The sequence below is a fragment of the Candidatus Lokiarchaeum ossiferum genome, from assembly GCA_025839675.1.
In the GTDB taxonomy this organism is placed as follows: domain Archaea; phylum Asgardarchaeota; class Lokiarchaeia; order Sigyniarchaeales; family Promethearchaeaceae; genus Lokiarchaeum; species Lokiarchaeum ossiferum.
In genome coordinates this window covers 4,787,685-4,810,347 of the sequence record CP104013.1, presented here as the reverse complement: position 1 = coordinate 4,810,347, position 22,663 = coordinate 4,787,685, and the positions used below count along the sequence as shown (strand labels likewise).

Sequence of the window (22,663 nt, the reverse complement as noted above, 5' to 3'; positions counted from 1 at the left end):
ATGGGTAAAGGAACAGCAGCCTTCGGTAAGCACAATAAAGGCGCAACACATACAATCTGCAGACGATGCGGAAGTCATAGTTATTTCAAACGAAAAGGATTCTGTGCCTCTTGTGGTTATGGAAAAACTTCAAAAATTCGACATTACAACTGGATGGTTAAAATCCGAGCCTTTTATGGCAATAAACGACGTAATGGTCGCGACGAAATGTTCAAACGCAAAATTAAAGGTAAGCATACTAAGAAGCATTAGTTCTTTTTTCTTCAACGAAAAATCACGTTACATTTTGTCAAAGACATACCTTTTTTCTCCCTTTTACTCTCTCTTGAAATTTAATAGACAATTAAATGATTCTTTGTTAATTTTGAGGAAAATTATGACAAGGAAAGAAATCAATAGATATTCACCGCTAAGGTATAATTAAACTTGAGAAAAACATTGTATCACAGAATTCAGGAAAAAATTAACCGAGTTTAAAGTTTTTGTGAGGTGTGATAATGAGAATGTTTTCGCCTACTCTTCCCATGGATCCCCCCCGTCGAATACAAATCTTTTTTAATTGATCCATTGTATCCTTTAACTTTAGCACATCATCTTGATAATGAGCAAAATATTTCCCTGTTTGGATGAATAAGACTTGACCTTGGGAAAGAAAGTGTTCAATTTCAGACAAATTTTGTTTTAAGGGTAATTCGAGCTGGGAGATTTGAATGTGCGGAGTTGTTTTGGTTGTGGACATAATGACACCAGAGAAGGAAGACCTATGCATACACAGAGATTTTGTCTTATTGAAGGGTGTTAAGATCGAGTTATCATCAAAATAACATGGAGATATTATGACCCGAAAATTACAATAACAATTTCACAAGAAAAAAACATCTGATAAAACCACATTCAAATTACTAAGTCATTGGGGTCTTGAGGGATTTATACGAAGCGGAACTTAATATACAAAAACATCGTCACCATATTCATTTCAATATGAAGGGAGATGGTTTTTTGGAATGGGATATAAATGCCTTCGACCTTAGAAAAAATTCGAGTTTTGGGGGAAAATGGAAAATATGACATTTGTGCGAGTACATCAAGCAGTCGATCCGAAGTAGCTCCAAATTTATTTGGAAAAGGGAATGATTGGATCGGATCTACCATAGCATCGGGTGTATGTCATTCCTACACTCCTGATGGGCGATGTGTGTCCCTTTTCAAAGTGTTATTTACAAATAAATGTATTTATAATTGCAAATACTGTTTTAACAATGTCTGTAAGCAAAGAATGTCCTTTACACCAGAGGAATATGCTCGAACTTTTATGAAACTTTATTCTATGAATGTATTGGAAGGATTATTTATGTCATCTGGAATTTGTGGAGATGCAGATGAAACCACCAAGGATATGCTTAAAACAGTAGAATTATTACGGTTTAAATACAAGTTTCAAGGATATGTTCACTTTAAATGTCTTCCTGGAACCAGTCAATATCTACTAAAGGAAGCAGTCAAATTATCCGATCGTATCTCGGTGAATGTGGAAGCTCCTACCAAACAACATCTTCTTGAGATTGCCGAACAAAAAAATTACAATACAGACATTCTTTCCCGCCAAAAATGGCTTAAATCCATTCGAATTCGCCATAATCAAGAAGCTCAAAAGGAAATTCAAGATCATCTTGCTGATGATTTCCCCCAAAAAACAATATCCTTAACGAAAAAGTCCCAAAATCCATTGGAAGATGGATGGATTGATGAACATGGAATTGAACGACGTTCGACTGGATATAAAAAAATTCGATGGGATGGCGCCCCAATCATGAACTCCGGACAGACTACCCAAATGGTGTTAGGGGCCGGATCGGAAAATGACTATGATATTCTCAGACGATTAGATTGGGAATATAAGGAAATTGATCTTCGGAGAGGATATTTCTCAGCATTTGCCCCCATAGAAGGAACACCCTTAGAAAAGCAACAAGCAGCACCTTTAGAGCGAGAACACCGTTTGTACCAGACAGATTGGTTATTACGACTCTACCATATCAAATTACCGGAAATTAAAGCAATTTTAACAAATGAAAATAATTTACCAAAAGGAGATCCTAAGATGTTTCTTGCGGATCAATATTTTGGAGAAAAGGGTTTTATTGACCCGAATACAGCTTCAAAAGCAGATTTATTGCGGGTTCCAGGTATTGGTATTAAATCAGCAAATCGAATCATGCAATTAAGACGACATAAAATCCCTATCAAATCCCGAGAGCAACTGCATTCCATGGGCGTTGTTTTAAAAAGAGCAGATCCATTCTTAACAATTAATGGATATCGCCAAAACAAATTGGATCGTTTTATAGATAAAGGATTGAAGATGATATGTTAGAAAAATGGGTTCCAACTTTGTATCCAAAGAAAAAAGTAGAATCTAATGGCCGATGTGGATTAAAAGGATATGAAAAAGCTCAAATCTTAGATTTGATCCCACGTCATGCAAATTATTCTCCCATTATACACAAAAGAATTCAATCCACTCCAGAAGCGGTATTACAAAATATTGGATCACCCTTTGCACGTAAAGTAGATAAAATGATCAAAGAATTATTCAAGGAAACGGAACGATGCAAACAATTTACGCGGACAAAATTAAATAAGAAGGGAATTTTGGCGGGTGAAATATCAATTTCCCACGCTGTAGAAGATTTCGTTCTTCAATATTTTCATGATAGATTTCCAAATTTCATAGTGTGTTTATACAACTCTTTGAAAAGAGAAACAATTTCAATTGATGAAATGGGGCAAATTTCAATATTTAAAAAAACTTTGGATACTGTAATCATACAATTGAGTGTTAATCGTGCCGATCAACCCTATTTTGATGATATTACTTTTGATAATACAGACCTCTTCGAAGAATTTTACGCTTCCCAATTTATCGCTGAACGAGAAAACCGAAAGTATTTTAAGAAAATGATCCCTGAAAACTGCATGCAACTCCCTGGAATGAAAGGAGGCGTTGAAAATCGGTTTCGAAATAAAAATTTGGATAGATTTCTGAATCCTTAAACCGTAAAATTGTAAATCGATTTAGTTCAAAAAAATAAAAAAGTGTTTTTGTATGTGAATATATATTCACATAAACATCATAAGTTCTCAAATTCTTTATGGGAATTCTAAAAAATCTAAATGTTCCAATTATTAAAAGGGATTTCGCATTAATTCTCTATATTTTTCCAAGTGAAACTTTTTAACCCTCCACTTCCTTTTTAATATTAGGTAATTTAGTCTAGCCTAACAAATAATAAAAAATGATCATCTTGTCACAATCAAGCAAAAACTATGAAAACAAAGATTTTAGAGAAATTCCATTATCAGATCTGCCATTAAATGTGAAAGCCAAAGTATCTCATATTTTTGCAGGAATTCGAGCAACCCAACGCCTTTCAGGAATGGGAATTACCCCAGGGACAGTTATTGAAAAAATTTCTGCTGCACCTTTTAGAGGTCCCGTGCAAATTTCACTGCGGGGAACTCGATTAGCTATTGGTCGAGGATTAGCAGCAAAGATTCTTATTCAAATTTTGTGAGAATAGACCAGATATTTCGTATTTACCTTCCTTTCTTTTTTTTACTTAATAGAAAAACGAATTAAAACAATGAGCCCTCAACATCAAATAAGCGACCCCAAGATTATTCGTATTGCTCTAGCTGGACAACCCAATGTGGGTAAAAGTGTTATTTTTAATCGATTGACTGGTTTAAGTCAAGTGGTGGGTAATTGGCCAGGAAAAACCGTAGCAAAAGCCGAAGGAACCGCCAAATTTGGAAACTACATTTTCAAAATCATTGATCTTCCAGGGATTTATTCTTTATCCACCTATTCACTAGAAGAAATTGTGAGTCGAGAATATATTTTAGATGAATCACCGGACTATATTGTGAATGTTTTAGATTCCAACCATTTAGAACGGAATTTATTTTTAACAATTCAACTTTTGATGTTGAATCGGCCGACAATAATCTCCTTAAACCAAATTGATTTACTTAAAGAAAGAGGATATGAAATAGACCGAGAAAAATTAGAATCACTCTTGGGCGTGGCAGTAGTCCCGACGGTTGCAGTCCATAATCGAGGAGTTCATGAAATTTTAGAAGAAATCATCGAAATTGAAGAAGGCCATAAGACTTTAAGTATGAAAAAAATAACTTTTGGAAAAGAAATAGAAGAAAAAATAAATCAAATATCTGCAGAAGTTCAAGAACTCTATCGAAAGATATCTTGTCCATCAAAATTCATGGCTATGAAACTCTTGGAAAATGATGAATATTGTTTAAAAAATATTCGTGCATTTAATGAAGTGACCGGATCAGATACTGCTAAATTAGTATATAAAATTAATGAAACAAGAACAAATTTAGAAAATTTACATGGGGAACAAATTTCCACTATTCTGAATGCAGAAATGTATAATATTTCATCTCAAATCGTTACCCAAGTGGAATTTCTCAAGACTCAAACACGGAAAAGTAAAATTCGCCATTTAATTGATCATATAACATTAGACAACATCAAAGGCTACATATTGTTAGCAGTGGTTATGTTCGGAATATATCTTGCAATATTTTCTTTTGGAAACTGGATTTCTGGATTAATGGATAATCTGTTTGGTTTGATTACTCCTGGTGCTATTAATCTCTTAGGAGCGGATACTTGGGCATTTAAAATTATTTGGAGCAGTATCATAGGGGGATTATTTGCAGGAATCGGCGGAGTTTTACCTTATGTTATTCCATTTTTTGCAATTATTGAAATTTTACAAGACACAGGCTATCTTCCTCGGGCAGCCTATCTAATGGATCGCTTTATGCATTCCATTGGAGTGCATGGAAAAACCATAATTCCCGTACTTATAGGATTAGGTTGCAACGTTCCAGCAATCAGTGCAACGTCAATCATGGAAACAGAAGCGGAAAAGAAGCGAGCAATAGTGATTTCCTCGCTAATCCCATGCTCAGCAGTGACTACCATTGTATTGGGATTAGTTGGCAAATATCTCGGAATCGGATGGGCCTTCTTATTATATTTAATTAATCTGATGGTTATAATCATAGTTGGGAAATTAATGTCCAATTGGTTTGAAGAAGGGGGTATTCAATCAGAATTAATCATTGAACTTCATGATTTTCGGCGTCCAAATTTGAAAGTCATTGCCAAACAAACCTGGCATCGGAGCAAAGAATTTGTGGTATTAGCTCTCCCACTCATCGTTATTCTGAGTATTTTAATGCAAATTATGATGGAATTTAATATAGTTGAGAGCCTTAATATAATGATTTCACCCATTACAGTCTATATTTTGGGATTACCTATTGGTGTAGGAATATATTTATTTTATGGAGTTTTGCGAAAAGAATTAAATCTTATTCTCTTGGAATTATATGTCCTTTCTATTGGTATGACCATGAATGAATATATGACACCAATTCAAATGATAACTTTTACATTGGTGACGATGCTCTATGTGCCATGCTTGGCAACGATAGTAGTAATCGGAAAAGAGTCTGGAAAAAAATTCGCGTTACAAATTTTTCTATTTGAGTTACTTGGAGCGGTATTTATCTCTGCAATCGTTCGGTGGAGTTATGTTCTTCTTGCATTTATTTTACCTCAGCGTTCAGAATCCGTTGTTATGATCACCACATTCGCATTCCTCTTTGGATTGATGATTTTAACCTTGCATCTAATCAAAAAACATTCAAATCATCAAAAAAAACATCATAGGAATCGTTCTCCAGAACAAACCATTCTAATTCAAGAAAACTTACTTGATCATTCAGGGTGTCAAAGCTGCCGACGATGTCATCTTAATCAATGCGAAGAAAAAAAAGATTAATGAAATTTATTTAACGGGTGGTTCCACTTTTGGTTTTTTTTTGTCTAATTTTGCTTGCACTTTCTGTTCCTTAAGTTTCAGTTTTTCAAGTTTATGGATTAAACTTCGTTTTTCCCGAGTTAAAATACTTATTTCCCGGGCAAATTTTTCGGTATCATGATGTTTATGTCCATATTTCTTCTGCATTTTCATTTCGTTTGATTTATGTTTGATATTTTGTTCAATTTTCTTAATTTTTTCGGTTAGTTTTTCATGTTCCAGATGGATTTTTTCTATTGACACCATATATAGTTATCATCTCAATCAGTTTGAACCGTTTTTTAAATCGAGGTAAAAAGGAATTTCTCGATTTTAACTCGTTTGAGAGTAAAGAAGCGATAAATAAAAAAGATTCGAAAAAATTTAGTTATTCCGTTTAATAACAACGATAATAACAACGATCCCGAGTAAAATCAAAATTGTCCACCAAGGAATTATTGTAAAAATGGATAAAATCTGATCGATGACATCTGGTTCAGATTCAGTTGTAGTCGTCGTGGTGGCGGTAGTGGATGTAGAAGCGGTATCACCGGATCCACATACATTGTAAATGGAAGAAGCACATTTAGAAATTGCATTCCACAAGTTTTCTTCGAAGCGATCGTAATATTGAAGTTTGGTTTCATTCGTTTCACTCATTCGAGAATCATAGGTCAATGCCCAGCCTGTAAAATGATTATTATGTAACCACAATGCATCTCGGGTTATAGATTCAGAAGGAGAAGGGTCTTTGTAGGTTTGCCAAGCAAGTTGAATTGCAGAATTATAAGGAGTGATTGAGGTTACATTGATATTTGAAATGTGAAAAAACTCAACCATATCATCATATTCATTAGTTCGTGTGTTAACATATCCTTCTATGGTAGAATGATGTTCATCAAAATAGATATTGTATGGGGCAACATAGTTGTCAGCAACATGGGCATACATGCCAAGATCAGCAATATAATGTGTCATAGCACCCAAATAGAAAGCGGCTTTATCAAAATCTCCTGCAGAAAATGAAACATCTGCCCAATCACCACACCATTTTGCTCGCACTGCAGAATCGTCTTCCAGCACAGTTCCATTTTCGTAGAAATACACATGATGATAGGTTGTATCCCCAAAGCCTTCAATGGTAGATCCATCAAGGACAATATTTATCCCAGAATTATCTGGAGCTTCCGTCCCAACATAGTAAATTTCCTTACGATCCTCCAACCATTGCCATTGGGAACCATTCAGCGCCATTAGACTTTGCAAAGCGTAATCAGCAATCCAATCATGTGTCCCATAATCATCGACATAATTATACACTGCAGGATCATCCGCAAAGGATCCATTTTTCCAACCCGAAACGGAACCAATAAAGATGTTTAGAATTAAGATGGATAAAACGACTCCAAAAGTCGAATTAAAGATAGTTTTTCTTCTTATTTGCTTCAAGTGTTCTTCACACGATAATAAGCTTTAAAATAGTTTATAAATCCCTCGCTTTCAATTTATTAAACGACAAATAAAAAGAAACATCTCAGTGAATCGATTTTTGGAAGAAATGACTAATTTTGTCGCCGATTTCCTTCGCTTGAATATCCAAAGTCATTGAATGTTGCGATTTATCAAACCATCCCACATCTACATACCCCTTCACAGATCTACAGATGATGTCTACCACCTTGGGATTAACAGTTTGATCATTATGAGAATGGCACACACAAACAGGGCAAGTAATCAATTTTAATTTTCTTCGTGCTAGTTTTGATAATTTATAGAGTTGTTTACTCTCCTTGATGTTTCTAAAAGAATAAACTTCATTAAAAAAAGAATTTTGGGTCGTATCAACAGGAATATTGACATTCAACCACCCTAAGAATGGACTAAGGTTAGTAATACGAGGCAGTAGCAATGCGGGAGCAGTCACGGCGCACGCATCAACCAATCCTTCAGCAGCCAAAAGTAATGCAATAGCACCCCCCATGGATTGTCCATAAATAAATACGTGAGAATAGAGACTACGGGCAATCTGAATTTCTTTACGTGCATGAGCAATCCAATCTTCCATTTTAATACCGCTCATGTGTTTTTGAGCCATCTTTATATTTTTTAATCCATGAGCAGGTAACAATGGACCTGCGCAATCAATTTTTTTCTCAAAGATAATTCGCCCGATGGGTAAAGCTTCATAGGTGGTAGCGCCATGTCCATGCAAACAAATCACAATAGCGTTGTCGGATTTTCCCTTTAACCAAAAAGGAATCGCATCTTGCATAAATAACTCAGTAGGATATGAATCGAGAGGTTCAAAAGCAGAGTAAAATTTCATTTCTTATGTATCTACATGCTAACTTGGATTTAAGTTCGTTCATCATTTTAAAAACATCGTTGGATTTTTTCTAATAGCAAGGCTATTTTGGTGAAAATTGCAGATATAAGTGTATATATGGAAAATTCTGATATGGATTCTGATAAAAAACTCGTTATTTTAGGTCCCCCGAACTGCGGGAAAACTTCAATATTGTTGTCTATTTTTGGTTCTGTTGAACCAGATTTGATTTTAGCATCACCAGCAGAACCCACACGTGGAATGGAGAACTCAGTTTATCGTTATGGGCATGTCAATATTGGAGTTCATGATCTCTCAGGCCAAGAACTCAATTTCTTTCTTACTAATGAACAAGATTTCATTTTTCCAGGAACTGATGAACTTCTCATTGTTTTTGAGTTTGGTATGAATCCGAAAAAAATCGTCGGGTTAATAAAAGTGTTACTCTCCATTGTTAAAAAGTTTAAAATCCCTTATTATTACCTTATTTTACATAAAATTGATAAAGCAAAAACCATCAACGAGCGGGAAACTTATATTGCGACTTTAAAAAAGAATATTGATGATACCTTTGGAATGGATCGGATCAAAATTTTTGCTACTTCACTATTTCCAGATCATTTTGGAAAATTCAAATTTCAAATGGATTGGATGCTTACCGCCTTGGAAATATCTGTCCGAAATATGAAAGAACTCCGAGCAGTTCCAGTCTCCGAAGCATTGCTAAAAAGTTTACGGACAGCAGGATTTATTGGCGTTAATTTAGACGATGATAGTTTAGCAGAAGTCCCGAAGGTCAACCCAAACGGATATAATGAAATGGCAACAGTCAAAAAAGATTTAACCATCCAGGAAATTGAACGAGATCGTGATTGAGCCAGAAGCACCCTTTAATCCCTTAAAAAATTGATCATAATGGAAATTGAAAAAAAAGTAATTTTCGTCGGTCCTCCCGCGAGTGGTAAATCCTCGATTGTCCTAACTACTTTTGGATATGTCGAACCTGAAGTCATATTGAGAAGTTCTATTGAACCAACCCGAGGAATTGATGTTTCTAATTTTCAATGGAGAAATTTACAAATTGGAGTTTTTGACCTTGCTGGCCAAGAATTAGAAACATGGTTTAAGAGAGAAAATGAATATATTTTTCCGGCAACGGATGAATTACTTATTATTTTCGATTGTCGACATTCGAAACGTAAAATACTTGAGTTGGTGGAACAGCTAAATACCATCGTATCTCGCTATGATATTCCGTTCGTGTATGTTCTGCTTCACAAAATAGATTTAATTCCCTCTGATAAAAAGCGGGAAAAAAAAATAAGCACAATTCGCTTAGCCATTGAGAAAAAATTTGGTAAGGATAAAATTCGCGTTTTTGGTACTTCAATCCTACCCGATTTTTACAAAGGCTTCCAATTTACCTTAAATTATGTACTTTCTTCATTACAGATATCGGTCACATCGTCCCGAGTCCAACATGGATCCGAATTAGTCTCTATGAAATTACTTCCCGATGATAAAATTGATGTTAACTTAGAAGATGATGGTTTGGCAGAGATTCCCGAAAATTCTCCCAAGCAAGACAAAGAAAAGATCGGTTTTCAAGAAAATCTTGATGAAGAGTTGAACCCTGAAGATAATGAAAGAATTTGGCAAGATTAACATTTATGGAAATCAATTCTTAGAAAATTATAATTTTTAGTCGCCCACCTCAAATTTTTTTTGTCGAAAGTGGGTTAGCTTTAAATAGGTGCTCAATATATGTTACTTTTAATATATATAAAAATTTCGACGTGACACGTATAAAAACAAAATGCTAGAATTTAAATTAGAACATTAGTTTTTAATCAATCATAAAACAAAATTGCCATAAATCGTGCAATTTAGGTGAAAAATTTGATGGAGTTAAACTTCACTATGCCCAGTCTATTCAACGAACCCGATGCACTTCCGCAGTATTTAGAACGCATGATAGATGAGGCCATAGAACAAGATTTTGTCGACGTCTTACGATTAACTCCCCTCGATCAACAAAACGATATGTACAAAGCAATAAAATTTTCTTTTGATGCAGGTCATGTTGAAATTTTATATGAACGCAAAGTGATCAGTGCCGATAAAGCATCCCATGTAATCCCCCATAAGCAATTCTTATTTGGATTTCGACCTACTGATGGATTGTGTATTTTTTCTCAAAAAAAATCCCACAAAGAAATGTTATGTGATGGACCAATTCGCGAGTTAGCAACTCAATGCCCTTTAACTCAATCGTTGCAATACGTCTTAGTCCCTTGGGATCAATTTAAAGTCTGGTCCTACATCCCAATTTGTTGTAATGAACACGAATCTTGCCCAGTTAAAACACGTCCCTTTGGATTACGCCGCGATCTCTTTGACGATTAAATTAATGTTTAACCGCCATTCATTTTACTTTTCTTCTTAGTTATCCTTAATAAAACTTTTCTCAAATTCTCTTTGAAGGAGGCGGGGAGGAAGGTTTTGATCGATGAAATTCCATGGATGGCCCCCAAAAGAACTCTCAGCAACCTTTTGTAAGTAATCTTGATGAAGACCAGCATAAGCATTTTGCTTTGCCTTGGCAAACCGATACCATTTCTTTATACTTAACCCATGTTGATAACACTCATAGATAAATGTTACAAAAGAAGAATCTCCAAGCGAAAATAAAGTTTGTAGGTAAGCTTCTTCCAAAGGTAAAGTTTCGAATTTGATTTGTTTATCACCTTTAAGTGGGACATAAATCCGGGCCAATTTTTCCTTGAATCGAGCCATTTTAGCATCAAGATACAACTCTATTGATGATTCATAGGGAGTATGGGATTTTGGAATAAAGGGGTTCACACTCAACCTAACTCCACTCTTTCCATATCCCAATTTTGCAATAGATTTGGCCAAGGACACTATGGCATCCAAATCGGAATCATTTTCATGGGGCAGCCCATATAAAATGTACAATTTAATATTAGGAATCCCAGCATCCAAGAGAATTTTGGCCCCTTTTAAAATTTGTAAATTCGAAATACGTTTATTGATAGTTTTCCTCAATCTATCAGAACCTGTTTCAGGAGCAACTGCCACCGTACGCATACCTCCCTTCACCAACGCTTTTGCCATAGGGAGTGTTAAAGTTTCAATGCGGATTGAAGGGATAGAAAACTCGATATTAAGATCAATCAAAAAATTACATAATTCCAAAAATTGAGGATGATCGGTCACGGATGACCCTATTAAGACGACTTTTTTTACTTTGGTCGCCGTTAATCCCTTTTGAATGATATTTTGTAAAACTGATAGGGAACGATTCCGAAAGGGTTTGATTTGTGACCCAGTCATGCAAAATCGGCAAAAATGCGGACATCCTCGATTGACTTCAACAAATAATGATTCTCCAAAAGGCAGAGAATTGGATTCTGAAGATGAAAAATGAGGAATAATTTGGGAAATTGGATGCGGATTTAAATCTAAATTTTTGACATAGACTCGAGAAATATGGGGATCATCTTGCAACGGACGGAGCCAAGGTATCCAAAATCCCCGCAGTTTGTTGATAGATTTTAAAAAGTCATTCTGAATCATCAAATAGGAAGTGTTTGAAATATCATCCTTTGCAGAAAACCAAGCCTCGATTAATTTCTCATTCATAGGTTCAATTTCCCCGATGAATGCAGCATCGAAAATGGAATCTATGGGAAGTGGATTAGAGCGAATCACGTGCCCCCCCACCAAGATGAGAGGATAATTTTTATAATCAATCAGCTCTTCCATTTCTGAGGTCGCATTTATTCGATCTTTCCGAAATACAGGAATATGAGAATTTTCTAGAATCCAACATAAATTTGGATAATCCATTTCATAGCAAAGGGACACTGCAATAATATCAAAAGAAACTAAGGGCATGTTGTTTTCCAAACTGCGGATCATCGGTTGATGTTGTCCAGGATGATTATGCGTGAAATCATCACCAGTCCTTAAAGAACTTGAAATAAATTGTTTTTTTTTATTCGAACGATGGCCTTTCAATTGTTTGGAATCAGTTAAAGAAAATTCGGGAGAAGGAAGAAAAAATCGTTCGCAAATGATATTGGGATGGGAATTCCACATATTATAAAGCGTTTGAATTGTCAAACCCGCCATCGCAGAATAAGAATTTGGATAGACTAATCCAATTTTCAGATAATCATCCCGCCATGGTTTTATAATTACATTTGATTCCTTCATACACTTTGCAAATCCAATTCATTAAGACAATGGTGTAATATGAATTTTGCAATGAAGAGTAGAATATAAAAGAAGTAAAGAGATAGATACCAAAAATGTCGGAATTGATATAGATCTATAAAAACAAAGTATTGGAGAGTTTCTAAACTAGTTGATATATATAATCATGTTAGGATTTCTTCCACAGAGAAAGTTTCGAATGAAATAGAAATCTTAAAAAAAAACAGAAAAAGTAAGATCACGTTCAAAAATTCCGTAAGTCATACTTCGCAAATACTTCGAGAATGTTCCGAGAATAACATGTGGATTCAATAATTAGAATTATTGTTAGAAAATTGTTATAAGGATCTTAGAAAGTTACGTAGGTGTTTTGCATTGTATGGTTTACACCAAAAATTGCACTTCTCGTTCCCAAAAAAAATGCCAAATCCGGATATGAAAAAAATGAATCCCTTAAAATTTCAAGATGAAACCCAGTATTATGAACAAATCCTTGAGAAATATATGGAAAAAATGGAATTCAATGATATAAAGAATTTTGAAACCTTTGCATCTCGTGAAATTGTATCCATTCTAACGGAGTTAAAATTGGAAAATGACGAACAAGAGCAACAAAAAATTGGTGATATTGCAAAAAATACGATTATTCTGATTTTAAGTTTATTTGGGAAAGGTCATACGGGAATATACCAGAATTTTCAGGATTTAGAGGAAGAAGATCAAAGTAAAATTCGAGATGAACTCTTACCCATTATTTGTAATTAAAATTCAAAAAAAAAAGTAACCAAATTCTATTTTTGGTCTGGATCGACTGATACATCTTCTTCAAATTGCTGTTTCTTTTTGAATTGGTACCATTTGGGTTTTTCAACCACTACGGATGTATCACCCTTTAATTTCTGTAACTCATTTAGCGTGAAATGTTCCTTGTTATTCAAATCATCAACTGTGTGGATATACAGCAAAGTGATATAAGTATTATTTAAATCATTTACAATTAATGTTGCTGTTCCACCTCCGACCCAAATAAAAACGGGCACGGCAAGTCCTGTGATAATATAAGTCGTGAATTCAGGAAAACCATACAAACTGGCAAATGTATACCCAACTAACGCACCAATACAGCCATTAATTATGATTAAGGCATATTTAACAAAATTGAATAGGACATTAACTTTGGATGCTTTAATATACCGAGAAGGGATATCACGAATAGACAAAAACAACGAACGAAGGAGAGCCCGATGATAAAGACGATTTTCAATCACTATTGCAGGCAATGTATAGAAATTTAAACTCATCCACACCCGTTCATACCAAGGTGTATTTTTTTTTGTTCGAAGAGCATTTACTTGAGTCGGGATGATTTCTCCTGTCTGAGTAAAACATTCTTTAATGTTCTGAGGACCAAACTCTCCTTTGATCATTTTTCGAAATGCTTGAACCATATGAACGAGCGTTGAATTGAAAGCATAGCCCATAATTCCCCACCATCGCTTGCGAATAATTCCATATGCTTTACCGAAACCCAAACTTCCTCCTCCCCGATACCAATTATGGACCATGAGCATTTTCATACCTTGAGAAACAAAATAGATCGTGAAAATGCAGAATACGAAGAGAGCGGTGTAACCAAAGTAGATCCATCCCTTGGAGACTTCAATTGCTTTTCCTTGGAGTTCAAAGGTCGCTCCAGATATAGGAGTAATATCCAAAAAGGTTTCCAAGGAAGTGACAATATGGAAAAAGCCTAAAACTAAAATCCATAGTGTTTGAGTAATTTGAGGAGTCAAAATTTCCCGCTGTTTTGCAACAGCAATGCTGCTCATGCGAATGGTATAAATTGCTTTTTTAAATTTTTTATACCAAAATGTCAACATGAGAACATTGGGAACCACTGCAACTATAAAAATCCAGTTGTACTCCCAATCAATTTTGATGTATAAAAGAACCAATAACCCAATTTCGATGATTACAAGCATATACATTAAAATTCCGGCAATTTCTGCAAAAATTCTTACAAAGATATATGAAATGATTAATGATAATATCCAGATTCCAATGATAATGAGGATAATATAGAGAACAAATATCATATATTCAGCATAATCAGTTGTTAAACTTAGACCGAGATCTGCATAGGCATCACGCACAACTCCACCAAGATAATATAGGTTATATCCCCCATAAGCAAAATAGATTCCAAAAAGCAGAACTAACAGAAATTCACCAAATCGATGGATGTGACCTAACTCATAGTATTCTTCAAAGAAAAATTTACCCGCTTTATGACCGTTTTTATCTTCAATAATGGGTCCATAATAGTCGGAATAAAGAGTTAATCGATCTTGTGATCTGGAAATAAATTCCCCATTTGTATCATAATTTTCTTCCCACTTTCGTTTTTTAGGAAAGAATTGAAATTTCTTGAGTTTTTGCTTTTTCGATGATTTTTTTTCAGTTTCTGGTTGTTGAGAATCAGACAGAGTAGTATTGTTTTCGTTATTTTCAGCCAAAAGTCATCACTATAATTTACTTCATTTAGTGATGCTATATGGGTTACCTTCCAAACGGGAAAAGAAAAAAGCCAAAAAAATTTGAGTTAGGAAAATGATTAATATATAAATAACGATATTTTCTCACTCGAAGACTGTTTTTGTGATAAGCCAACCTTTTGTTGTCAATTAGGAAAAATTTAAATCATATTCTTCCTTATATACTTTTGAAAATGGAACAACCAACTTCTAAGGAAAAACCGGATTTCGAAGAATCAAAAGAGAAAATTAATAAGGTTTTAACTCAAATTGAGGATGAAGTTCCGCAGGCCACCCCTGAAGAAACTCCCGCCAAACAAGATCCCACCGAACAAAATTCTTCTGATACAAATAAGAATGAGAAACAAAAGAAAGAGAAGAAGAAAAAAGAACCCAAAAAAACAGAGGTGGAAAAACTTCAAGATGAAATCAAGAAAAAAGACAAAGAAATTAAGGAACACCAAACCAAATTTGCTTTCTTACAGGCTGAACTTGAAAATATGCGGAAGCATTATATAAAACAGCAAAAAATGGCAGAAAATCGCACAAGAATGAGAGTAATCACATCTTTTACTCCTATCATCGATAGTTTTGAAATGGCCTTCAAAAACCGAGCAGCATTAGAAAAAAGTGTGGACGCTGAAAATTGTCAAGTCACGAATTTCATCAAAGGATTTGAAGCGATTAACAACAATCTTAAATCAATTTTTAATAATTACAAAGTCACCCCTATAGAAGACGTGAACATTCCTTTCGATTATAAACAGCATGAAGTTTTAATGCAAACAATCAACGATGATTTAAAGGAAGATACCGTGATTCAAGTTGTTCAAAAGGGATATAAAATGGACGGTGAGGTTATTCGTCCGGCAAAAGTAATTATCTCTAAGAAAACCCCCCCTCCACCCAAATCAGAACCAAAACCCGAACCCAAACTGGAACCCAAAGAGATACTTGATGGGAAGTCAGAAGAAGGGAAATCGGATGAAAAAGGGGAATCTTCATTGAATAAAGAACCAAAGGTTGAATAAATTCTAAACCCTCAACTAGAAAAGGATGAACAAGAGAAATTTTTTTGGTCTATTTTTAACAGATTTTACATTTCTACGGTAGTTTTCAATCCGCTTAAAGAAAGCATCTTTAAAACCTGTTCATCCATCCAATCCAACAGATTTTCAATCCCTTTTCGATCGGGTAAACTGGTAGGGATTAAAATATAACTTCTTCCATCAAGAGAATCCAGTTCAAAGTAATCTTTGATATTTTGCTGGTTCAAAGTTGATTCTTCTAATAAATCCACTTTATTCATCAAGAAAGCAAGAGGTAAATTTTGTAAATCATATAATTTTAACATATTTGATAATTCGAGTTTAGCTTCAGCGAAACGAGCTTCATCTGCAGAATCAAGCATAAATAGAAGTAAATTACTCGCTTGAGCCCCTCGTAACCAATCGGGACGAAAAATTCTTTGGCCAGGCATATCCCACATGACGAGTTTTGTTCCAGAATCAAGTTTTACATTTGTGATACGAAATTTTTTCGTGGCGGGAAAATAGTTTTGATCGAATTTTCCAGTAGCTAACAACCTCATTAAAGAAGTTTTACCAGCATTATCAATCCCAAACACGAAGACCTTGATTAAAGGTTTATTATCAATTAACATGATCCGGTTTTGTTCTGGTTGAAAAATGAGGGATTCATCTGCAAACCGACGGAGATCAATAAATAAAGTAAGTAATATATTCGTTTTTTCCTGAGTTTTAAGTTTTTCATGGAATTTAGGAAGAACATACTCTTGGATGAGCCCAAGAAGTTCATTTCGATAATCATAAGGGTTCGAATCCAAATCAAAAACAAGCCCAAGAATATGTCGATAAGGTAAAGACAGAATTAATAAATTCATGTTTTTGACTCGGATGGCTTTAGAATGAGCATACATAAAATCTTCACTCATTTGTGAAGGATTAATAGATCTTTCTAAAGTGGCAGATTCCCCAATCACAATTTGTTTGATAATATCAGGATCTTTAAATAGGATTTCTTCATTTGGATAAGCCAAACAGGTCTTAATTCGTGCAAGAGAGGCTAAATCTGTTGAAGAATGATTGAGTTTTAAATTTTGTAAGTTAGCTTCTTCACAATTTATTAAAAAGATATTTTCCAGCATTGAAATATATTCCGTATAGATAATATTTTTTATGAGAGAATGCAAAAATCCGTAGATATTCCACCGACCCTCTTTCCTAAGGGGAGAAAATTCGCTTCACAAAAAAATCTTCGTAAATCCAAAAAAAAGTAATAGAAGAAAAATCATCCGCAAACCTTTTCTTTAGAAAAAAGGAAGGAAAACATCCCAACATTTTCCCATAATCTTGAAAAAAGGATGGATGGTTTGAAAAAAAGAGCAAGGTTTTTATTAATCGCGATTAAGATCAAAACACCGAATCAATTTTTAATAAAATTCGTGAAGAAAAAAAAATCCGATAGATGAACCTTCCAATGTATACTGATTATCTCATTACCGATGCCGATAAGGCAAAAATAACAGCTTTAGATAATCCCAAAGTAACTAAGGTGATTGATGAAGCAATTCAATTAATGAATCCCAAAGAGGTTATTGTGATAAATGACGATCCAAAGGATATCGCTCGAGCACGCCAATTGGCCTTAGATATGAATGAGGAAAAAAAACTTGCAATACGAGGACATTCAATCCATTATGATGGATTCATTTCAGCAACAAATCATGATCAAGCCCGCGATAAATCACACACAGCAGTTTTGTTACCCAAAGGTCAAAAACTTAGTCGCGGTCTCAATGTTGTGGAACGAGAGGCAGGATTAAAGGAAGTATTGGGCATTATGAATGGAGTAATGAGAGGAAAAACTATGATTGTTCGATTTTTCTGCTTGGGTCCAACCAATTCTCGATTCTCCCTGAGTGCATTGCAAATAACAGATTCAAGTTACGTTAGCCACTCCGAAGATTTATTGTATCGGCAAGGTTACGAACAATTCAAAAAACTTGCTAATAAAGATGATTTCTTCTATTTTTATCACTCTGCAGGTGAACTTAATGAACGCGGAAATACAAAAAATATTGATAAAAGAAGAATTTATATCGATCCAATTGCCAATCGAGTATATTCGGTGAACAATCAATATGCTGGAAATTCCTTGGCATGTAAAAAGCTTGCGTTACGTTTAGCAATTAATAAAGCGAACAATGAAGATTGGTTGGCTGAACATATGTTTATTTCGGCTTTTTCCCCTATTGATGGAAATCGAAAAACATATTTTGCAGGAGCTTATCCCTCTGCATGCGGAAAAACCAGTACAGCTATGATCCCGGGAGGATCAATTGTTGGTGATGATATTGCCTATCTTCGGGAAGGTCCAGATGGTGAAATGCGAGGTGCGAATGTAGAGCATGGCATATTTGGAATTATTCGTGATGTGAACGAAAAAGATGATCCTGAAATTTTCAAAGCTATTACCGAACCAAAAGAAGTTATATTCTCAAATATCTTAACGACTGATTTGGGAGAAACATATTGGGAAGGAATGGGCAAGAAAATACAATATCCTGACACAGGTATTAATTTTTCAGGTAATTGGACTAAAGGAAATCGTGATGCTGAAGGTGTTGAAATTCCACTGTCTCATCCAAACGCCCGTTTTACCTTAAAGATTAATGAATTAGTTAATTGTGATGAAAAATTACATGATCCCGCGGGAGTAGAAATTTCTGCCATATTATATGGAGGTCGAGATTCGGATACGACAGTTCCAGTTGTTGAAAGTTTAAGTTGGGCTCATGGTGTCTTCATCGGTGCCACAATTGAATCAGAAACAACAGCGGCAACCATTGGAAAGTCTGGAGTACGTAAATCAAGCCCAATGGCAAATATGGATTTTGTTATTGTGCCATTAGGAAAATATCTCTCCAATCATATCAAGTTTGGAAACAAACTGAAAAAATTACCAAAAGTTTTTGCTACCAACTATTTCCTTAAGAGTGATGAAGGAGAATATTTGAATTCCAAATTAGATAAAAAAATATGGGTACTTTGGGCCGAAGGACGAATTCATGGAGATTTTGGAGCAATCAGCACCCCTATAGGAAATATTCCAGAGTTCGATGATTTACACATGCTCTTTGATAAAGTTTTTCACAAGGATTATACCAAGGAAGAATATATCAACCAATTCAGCATCTATACCAAATCCTATTTAGAAAAATTTGCTCGAATGGAAGCTTTGTTTAAAGATGAAGAAAATATGCCTCCAGAATTTTGGGAAATCATGGAATCTCAAAAGAAGAATACCCTTGCCCTCCAAGAAGAAAAAGGGGAAATTATTTCTCCTTTTGATTTATAATTTGATAAATTTGCACTCACAGCATTTTTCTTTTTTTTGTTACTTTTACTTTTTATTGGAATTTAATCTTTAAAGGAATTTGAAAATCGGAGAAATTGCCAGATAGATCCCATAACCAGCCATAAATAACGCACATAAGAGTAAAATTTTCAGATATACATTTTTAGTCATAAATCTACTTGAAAATCCAAGGGCAGTTGAAATAGAGATATACCAAAGAAACACTCCAAGTTCTTTTCCAATGATTAGACCCCAGAATGCTGTCGGATTAGTTAGACTAACTGCATTTTCTATGATAATGGAGACACCTACTGTAGCCCACCAGAGCCACCAGTAGGGATTAGACATTAGAAAGAGAATTGAGCCAAAAATAGGGTGCTGAGAATAGAGTCGCTTTGTCGGATTTTCCACCATAGAATCAAATTGTGCATCAGTTGAAGTCAAAAAGGAGGTATCAACCCGATTATTTTTAATATCTAATAATATCTGGGATCCAAAGAAGAAAAGTAAGCTCCCTCCAAGTACACCAATAATAATTAGTATAGTAGGTTGGGAAATAAAAGACTCTACTCCAGCTAAGAGTATTAAAATCAATATAACTTCAATTATCGCATGCCCTAAACTAATAAAAAACCCAACTAAGAAAGCTTTTTTTTTGGCTTCTAAAGATTTAACGATAGTATAAGTTAATAACGCTCCGGGAGACATTGCTCCCGCTAAACCTAACAAAAAAGTTACCGAAAATACACCCCAAAAAGTCATTATATCTTATAAATTTCCAAAAAAATATCAATTTTCGCAAATACTTATGAAATATTAGAATTCCAACTGGTTTTACTTTATGACTAAATTGTAGACAGCATGTTTTGAATTTTCTGAAAAGGAACATTTTTTAGGAATCCTCATCCTATTTTTTTTATCGAATAAAATCGATGAAATTATGGAGAAATTAAACATGGGAACTAAATATAATATTATTGATATTGGGACTGCTGAAGTCGATAAAAAATGGATGAAAGCAAATTTCTCAATTAGTTATAACCAGTTTGTGGATAAATTTGGGGATTTGATTGAAGATTACTTACCAAAGGATGATATTGAGAAAGCAATTGATTCTCCAGGGGAAGAAATAAAAATTGATAAGAAATCTCGAGATCGTTTAGAAGAATTCTTTGAAAAGGTAGCCGCTAAGGCTGAAGAAATGTCATCTGGTACTAAAATGGGTTTTAACGCTGATGAAAGGTCAGAGAGTGCCACTTCTGAGAGCATGAAATCACGATCAAGTCAAACAAGTACAATTTCTTATCAAGATAACGATCCATCTACTGCAGGTATTGAAACTTATGATGCCCGAACCGGTGCTAAAGAAGGTCAAATTGTTTTGGGTGAAGATGGAGCAACTGGGGAATTAGTACCTTTAGAAATTATCGAAAAAGTGGAAGCACATTTCGAATTTAATGCCGATGAAGACATTGAAGAAGATCGGAAAACATCTGGTCAATTTAAAATCACGAACCCTTCGGAAAGCCATAAAATTTGGGATATTGATGTAAATTTCAATAAAGAAGGATCAGCATCAATTGACGAAGACATTCATATCAATAATTTAGAACCTCAAGGCGAACAAATTATCGATTATGAAATTGAAGAATTTGAAGAACCCGCATTAAACGTTAAAGAATTTATCAGCACTTTAAATGATGAAGAAATCAACTCTTATTCGCTTTCAACCTCTGCCAGTAATGTCGTTCTTTTCATGATTACCGCCAAAAATACCAAGGATTATGATTTGATTGATGTCAAAGTCACTAAAAATATTCAAGAAGGATATATGGGTGTTGATGTTTTAGATACTTCCCTTGGGGTTGCTGAAGCTACTGCCGATAATACCATTGAATGGACTATTGAAAAATTAGAAGCAGGCGCAGAAGCCGTTTTGAAGATCAATATGACAATTGAAGTATCATCAGCAGAAGAAAAGGCACGCACTGGAACAATTGCGGCAGAATATTTCGCAAATAAAGCCATTACAGGTATTGAGATTGATAAATTCGACGCTTATTCCGATAACTTTGTCGGAATTATGGAAGAACAACAAGACGAAGATCCAGATAAATACACATGTTCTGTTTGGTTCCAAAACGAAAGTGACTTCCAAATGCAGTTAGTTAATCTTGATGTTGTTGAGAGTGAATCACAAGATAAAGTCATTGATATTGATCCAAATGATATTCCTTTAATTGCTTCTGGAGCAACTTGGAAATCCGTGGAGTGGGTGTCCGAAACTGAAGATGGTATGGAACCAGAATTCCAGAAAACTGTAGAATTCTTCTTGGTTTCAAAACGCAAAATTTCGACTCTTGGTTCTTTAACCTTTGATGATATTGAACTTGCTGTTGCAATAATGGCAGGAAAATTGGATTATTCTGCCACTTCAATTCAATCATACCGAATTGTACCTTTCGATGCATTACACCAAGTCAAGAACACCGGTGGTGCAGACTTAAATGAATTAGTGATTGAAGAAACAATTCAATCGGGATATATTCCACCAAAAGCAGAAGAAATTGAATTATATATTGTTCGCCCATCCGAAGATTCCGACACATCGGAAGGTTTTGATGTGGATGAAGAAATTGAATGGGAAGAATTAGGAGAACAAATTTCAATTGACGAATCGATGATTGAAATTACCCCTAATGATCAGGAACCAGACACGGAACATATCGTGAGAATCAATTTAACAGAATTACGCGATAACGCTATTGGAATGTTTATCCCTGGAATGGTGATCAAGGCAAAATACCCAATCACCGCCTATAAAGTAGCAAAGGATACGGAATATGTCGCCAATGTCAAGTATCTTGGAAACACATATCCTGCAGGAGCACCTCTTGAAATCTCACCTATTGAGGAGCCTCGTATTCCAGTCGTGCACATGCGTAAAAGAATTCTCAAAGGTAAGAAAGTTAGCGCCATGGCAACCGATGGACATTACGAAATTACGCTTACACTTAGAAATACCGGTGCAGATGCTCTTGAAAATATAGAAATCAAAGACATGGTCCCAGAAAACTTCGAATATGCTGATTATAGTTTAGAACCAGTGAAGTTTGATAATTTAGAAGGAAAAGATGTATTGATTTGGAATATTGAAAAGATCGAAGCAGAAGAAACTTATACAATCACGTATAAAATTACCGGAACTGGAGACGAATACAGAGCATCTGGCGCACAAGTTTCCATGTAAGGAAACTTTATTTTTTATTTTTTTCTTCATT

At 34.8% G+C, this 22,663-nt stretch carries 19 protein-coding genes and 1 pseudogene; 12 read left to right on the top strand and 8 right to left on the bottom strand.

What is annotated here, in order from left to right; translation table 11 throughout:
• Positions 1-162, top strand: a pseudogene (locus NEF87_RS20665) (50S ribosomal protein L37e); the annotation flags it as partial.
• 301 nt (positions 163-463) lie between these two features.
• Here NEF87_RS20665 and NEF87_RS20660 read toward each other — a convergent pair.
• Positions 464-739, bottom strand: coding sequence for a hypothetical protein (locus NEF87_RS20660; protein ID WP_371803411.1), 276 nt, complete (start codon positions 737-739; stop codon positions 464-466).
• A 276-nt stretch (positions 740-1,015) separates the two neighbouring features.
• On the opposite strand from NEF87_RS20660, the gene NEF87_RS20655 reads away from it, so the two are divergent.
• The 4 genes from NEF87_RS20655 to feoB all read left to right on the top strand — a co-directional run bounded on the left by NEF87_RS20655 (position 1,016) and on the right by feoB (position 5,882).
• Positions 1,016-2,374 carry a putative DNA modification/repair radical SAM protein gene (locus NEF87_RS20655; RefSeq protein ID WP_371803410.1) on the top strand — a complete coding sequence of 453 codons (1,359 nt, stop codon included), beginning with the start codon at positions 1,016-1,018 and terminating at the stop codon, positions 2,372-2,374.
• Positions 2,368-3,054: a DUF4130 domain-containing protein gene (locus tag NEF87_RS20650; RefSeq protein WP_457917313.1), complete on the top strand. Its 687-nt coding sequence runs from the start codon at positions 2,368-2,370 to the stop codon at positions 3,052-3,054. Before NEF87_RS20655 ends, NEF87_RS20650 begins: the two co-directional genes overlap by 7 nt.
• A gap of 251 nt (positions 3,055-3,305) precedes the next feature.
• Positions 3,306-3,575, top strand: a complete 270-nt coding sequence (locus NEF87_RS20645) for a FeoA family protein (protein ID WP_457917312.1) — start codon at positions 3,306-3,308, stop codon at positions 3,573-3,575.
• 69 nt (positions 3,576-3,644) lie between these two features.
• A complete protein-coding gene (gene feoB, locus NEF87_RS20640; RefSeq protein WP_457917311.1) occupies positions 3,645-5,882 on the top strand; it encodes a ferrous iron transport protein B in 2,238 nt (745 codons plus the stop codon).
• Positions 5,883-5,888: 6 nt separating this feature from the next.
• Here feoB and NEF87_RS20635 read toward each other — a convergent pair whose 3' ends face one another.
• From NEF87_RS20635 to NEF87_RS20625, 3 genes are all read right to left on the bottom strand, one after another.
• Complete coding sequence (locus tag NEF87_RS20635) at positions 5,889-6,167, bottom strand: hypothetical protein (protein ID WP_371803406.1); 279 nt, start codon at positions 6,165-6,167, stop codon at positions 5,889-5,891.
• Positions 6,168-6,284: 117 nt separating this feature from the next.
• Positions 6,285-7,349 (bottom strand): hypothetical protein, encoded by a 1,065-nt coding sequence (locus tag NEF87_RS20630; protein ID WP_457917310.1) that lies wholly within the window; start codon positions 7,347-7,349, stop codon positions 6,285-6,287.
• Between the two features lie 85 nt (positions 7,350-7,434).
• Positions 7,435-8,226, bottom strand: a complete 792-nt coding sequence (locus NEF87_RS20625) for an alpha/beta hydrolase (RefSeq protein ID WP_457917309.1) — start codon at positions 8,224-8,226, stop codon at positions 7,435-7,437.
• Between the two features lie 117 nt (positions 8,227-8,343).
• On the opposite strand from NEF87_RS20625, the gene NEF87_RS20620 reads away from it, so the two are divergent.
• From NEF87_RS20620 to NEF87_RS20610, 3 genes are all read left to right on the top strand, one after another.
• Positions 8,344-9,102, top strand: coding sequence for a GTPase domain-containing protein (locus NEF87_RS20620; RefSeq protein ID WP_371803403.1), 759 nt, complete (start codon positions 8,344-8,346; stop codon positions 9,100-9,102).
• A 30-nt stretch (positions 9,103-9,132) separates the two neighbouring features.
• A complete protein-coding gene (locus tag NEF87_RS20615) occupies positions 9,133-9,891 on the top strand; it encodes an ADP-ribosylation factor-like protein (protein WP_457917308.1) in 759 nt (252 codons plus the stop codon).
• 237 nt (positions 9,892-10,128) lie between these two features.
• Positions 10,129-10,632 carry a hypothetical protein gene (locus NEF87_RS20610; protein WP_371803401.1) on the top strand — a complete coding sequence of 168 codons (504 nt, stop codon included), beginning with the start codon at positions 10,129-10,131 and terminating at the stop codon, positions 10,630-10,632.
• A 36-nt stretch (positions 10,633-10,668) separates the two neighbouring features.
• Here the strand turns inward: NEF87_RS20610 and NEF87_RS20605 are convergent, their stop codons facing one another.
• Positions 10,669-12,468, bottom strand: a complete 1,800-nt coding sequence (locus NEF87_RS20605; RefSeq protein WP_457917307.1) for a radical SAM protein — start codon at positions 12,466-12,468, stop codon at positions 10,669-10,671.
• Positions 12,469-12,912: 444 nt separating this feature from the next.
• On the opposite strand from NEF87_RS20605, the gene NEF87_RS20600 reads away from it, so the two are divergent.
• Positions 12,913-13,233 (top strand): hypothetical protein, encoded by a 321-nt coding sequence (locus NEF87_RS20600; protein ID WP_457917306.1) that lies wholly within the window; start codon positions 12,913-12,915, stop codon positions 13,231-13,233.
• A gap of 26 nt (positions 13,234-13,259) precedes the next feature.
• Here NEF87_RS20600 and NEF87_RS20595 read toward each other — a convergent pair whose 3' ends face one another.
• A complete protein-coding gene (locus tag NEF87_RS20595) occupies positions 13,260-14,984 on the bottom strand; it encodes a hypothetical protein (RefSeq protein ID WP_457917305.1) in 1,725 nt (574 codons plus the stop codon).
• A gap of 212 nt (positions 14,985-15,196) precedes the next feature.
• On the opposite strand from NEF87_RS20595, the gene NEF87_RS20590 reads away from it, so the two are divergent.
• On the top strand, positions 15,197-16,033 hold the full coding sequence (locus tag NEF87_RS20590; protein ID WP_457917304.1) for a nucleotide exchange factor GrpE: 837 nt from the start codon (positions 15,197-15,199) through the stop codon (positions 16,031-16,033).
• A 65-nt stretch (positions 16,034-16,098) separates the two neighbouring features.
• On the opposite strand, the gene NEF87_RS20585 is transcribed toward NEF87_RS20590, so the two are convergent.
• Complete coding sequence (locus NEF87_RS20585; RefSeq protein ID WP_457917303.1) at positions 16,099-17,169, bottom strand: ADP-ribosylation factor-like protein; 1,071 nt, start codon at positions 17,167-17,169, stop codon at positions 16,099-16,101.
• Positions 17,170-17,489: 320 nt separating this feature from the next.
• Between NEF87_RS20585 and NEF87_RS20580 the strand changes: the two genes are divergently transcribed.
• Positions 17,490-19,382: a phosphoenolpyruvate carboxykinase (GTP) gene (locus tag NEF87_RS20580; RefSeq protein ID WP_457917302.1), complete on the top strand. Its 1,893-nt coding sequence runs from the start codon at positions 17,490-17,492 to the stop codon at positions 19,380-19,382.
• A 69-nt stretch (positions 19,383-19,451) separates the two neighbouring features.
• Here NEF87_RS20580 and NEF87_RS20575 read toward each other — a convergent pair whose 3' ends face one another.
• On the bottom strand, positions 19,452-20,144 hold the full coding sequence (locus tag NEF87_RS20575) for a LysE family transporter (protein ID WP_457917301.1): 693 nt from the start codon (positions 20,142-20,144) through the stop codon (positions 19,452-19,454).
• Positions 20,145-20,337: 193 nt separating this feature from the next.
• Here NEF87_RS20575 and NEF87_RS20570 point away from each other — a divergent pair, with 193 nt between their 5' ends.
• Complete coding sequence (locus tag NEF87_RS20570) at positions 20,338-22,632, top strand: hypothetical protein (protein WP_457917300.1); 2,295 nt, start codon at positions 20,338-20,340, stop codon at positions 22,630-22,632.
• The last annotated feature ends 31 nt before the right edge of the window (positions 22,633-22,663 follow it).

What these genes read in the sequence shown, in the direction of transcription:
- NEF87_RS20635 (WP_371803406.1), bottom strand. Translation starts at nt 6,167, where the DNA reads ATGGTGTCAATAGAAAAAATCCATCTGGAACATGAAAAACTAACCGAA.
- NEF87_RS20655 (WP_371803410.1), top strand. Translation starts at nt 1,016, where the DNA reads ATGCCTTCGACCTTAGAAAAAATTCGAGTTTTGGGGGAAAATGGAAAA.
- NEF87_RS20575 (WP_457917301.1), bottom strand. Translation starts at nt 20,144, where the DNA reads ATGACTTTTTGGGGTGTATTTTCGGTAACTTTTTTGTTAGGTTTAGCG.
- NEF87_RS20620 (WP_371803403.1), top strand. Translation starts at nt 8,344, where the DNA reads ATGGAAAATTCTGATATGGATTCTGATAAAAAACTCGTTATTTTAGGT.
- NEF87_RS20610 (WP_371803401.1), top strand. Translation starts at nt 10,129, where the DNA reads ATGGAGTTAAACTTCACTATGCCCAGTCTATTCAACGAACCCGATGCA.
- feoB (WP_457917311.1), top strand. Translation starts at nt 3,645, where the DNA reads ATGAGCCCTCAACATCAAATAAGCGACCCCAAGATTATTCGTATTGCT.
- NEF87_RS20660 (WP_371803411.1), bottom strand. Translation starts at nt 739, where the DNA reads ATGTCCACAACCAAAACAACTCCGCACATTCAAATCTCCCAGCTCGAA.
- NEF87_RS20590 (WP_457917304.1), top strand. Translation starts at nt 15,197, where the DNA reads ATGGAACAACCAACTTCTAAGGAAAAACCGGATTTCGAAGAATCAAAA.
- NEF87_RS20625 (WP_457917309.1), bottom strand. Translation starts at nt 8,226, where the DNA reads ATGAAATTTTACTCTGCTTTTGAACCTCTCGATTCATATCCTACTGAG.
- NEF87_RS20600 (WP_457917306.1), top strand. Translation starts at nt 12,913, where the DNA reads ATGAATCCCTTAAAATTTCAAGATGAAACCCAGTATTATGAACAAATC.
- NEF87_RS20570 (WP_457917300.1), top strand. Translation starts at nt 20,338, where the DNA reads ATGGGAACTAAATATAATATTATTGATATTGGGACTGCTGAAGTCGAT.
- NEF87_RS20605 (WP_457917307.1), bottom strand. Translation starts at nt 12,468, where the DNA reads ATGAAGGAATCAAATGTAATTATAAAACCATGGCGGGATGATTATCTG.
- NEF87_RS20650 (WP_457917313.1), top strand. Translation starts at nt 2,368, where the DNA reads ATGTTAGAAAAATGGGTTCCAACTTTGTATCCAAAGAAAAAAGTAGAA.
- NEF87_RS20585 (WP_457917303.1), bottom strand. Translation starts at nt 17,169, where the DNA reads ATGCTGGAAAATATCTTTTTAATAAATTGTGAAGAAGCTAACTTACAA.
- NEF87_RS20580 (WP_457917302.1), top strand. Translation starts at nt 17,490, where the DNA reads ATGAACCTTCCAATGTATACTGATTATCTCATTACCGATGCCGATAAG.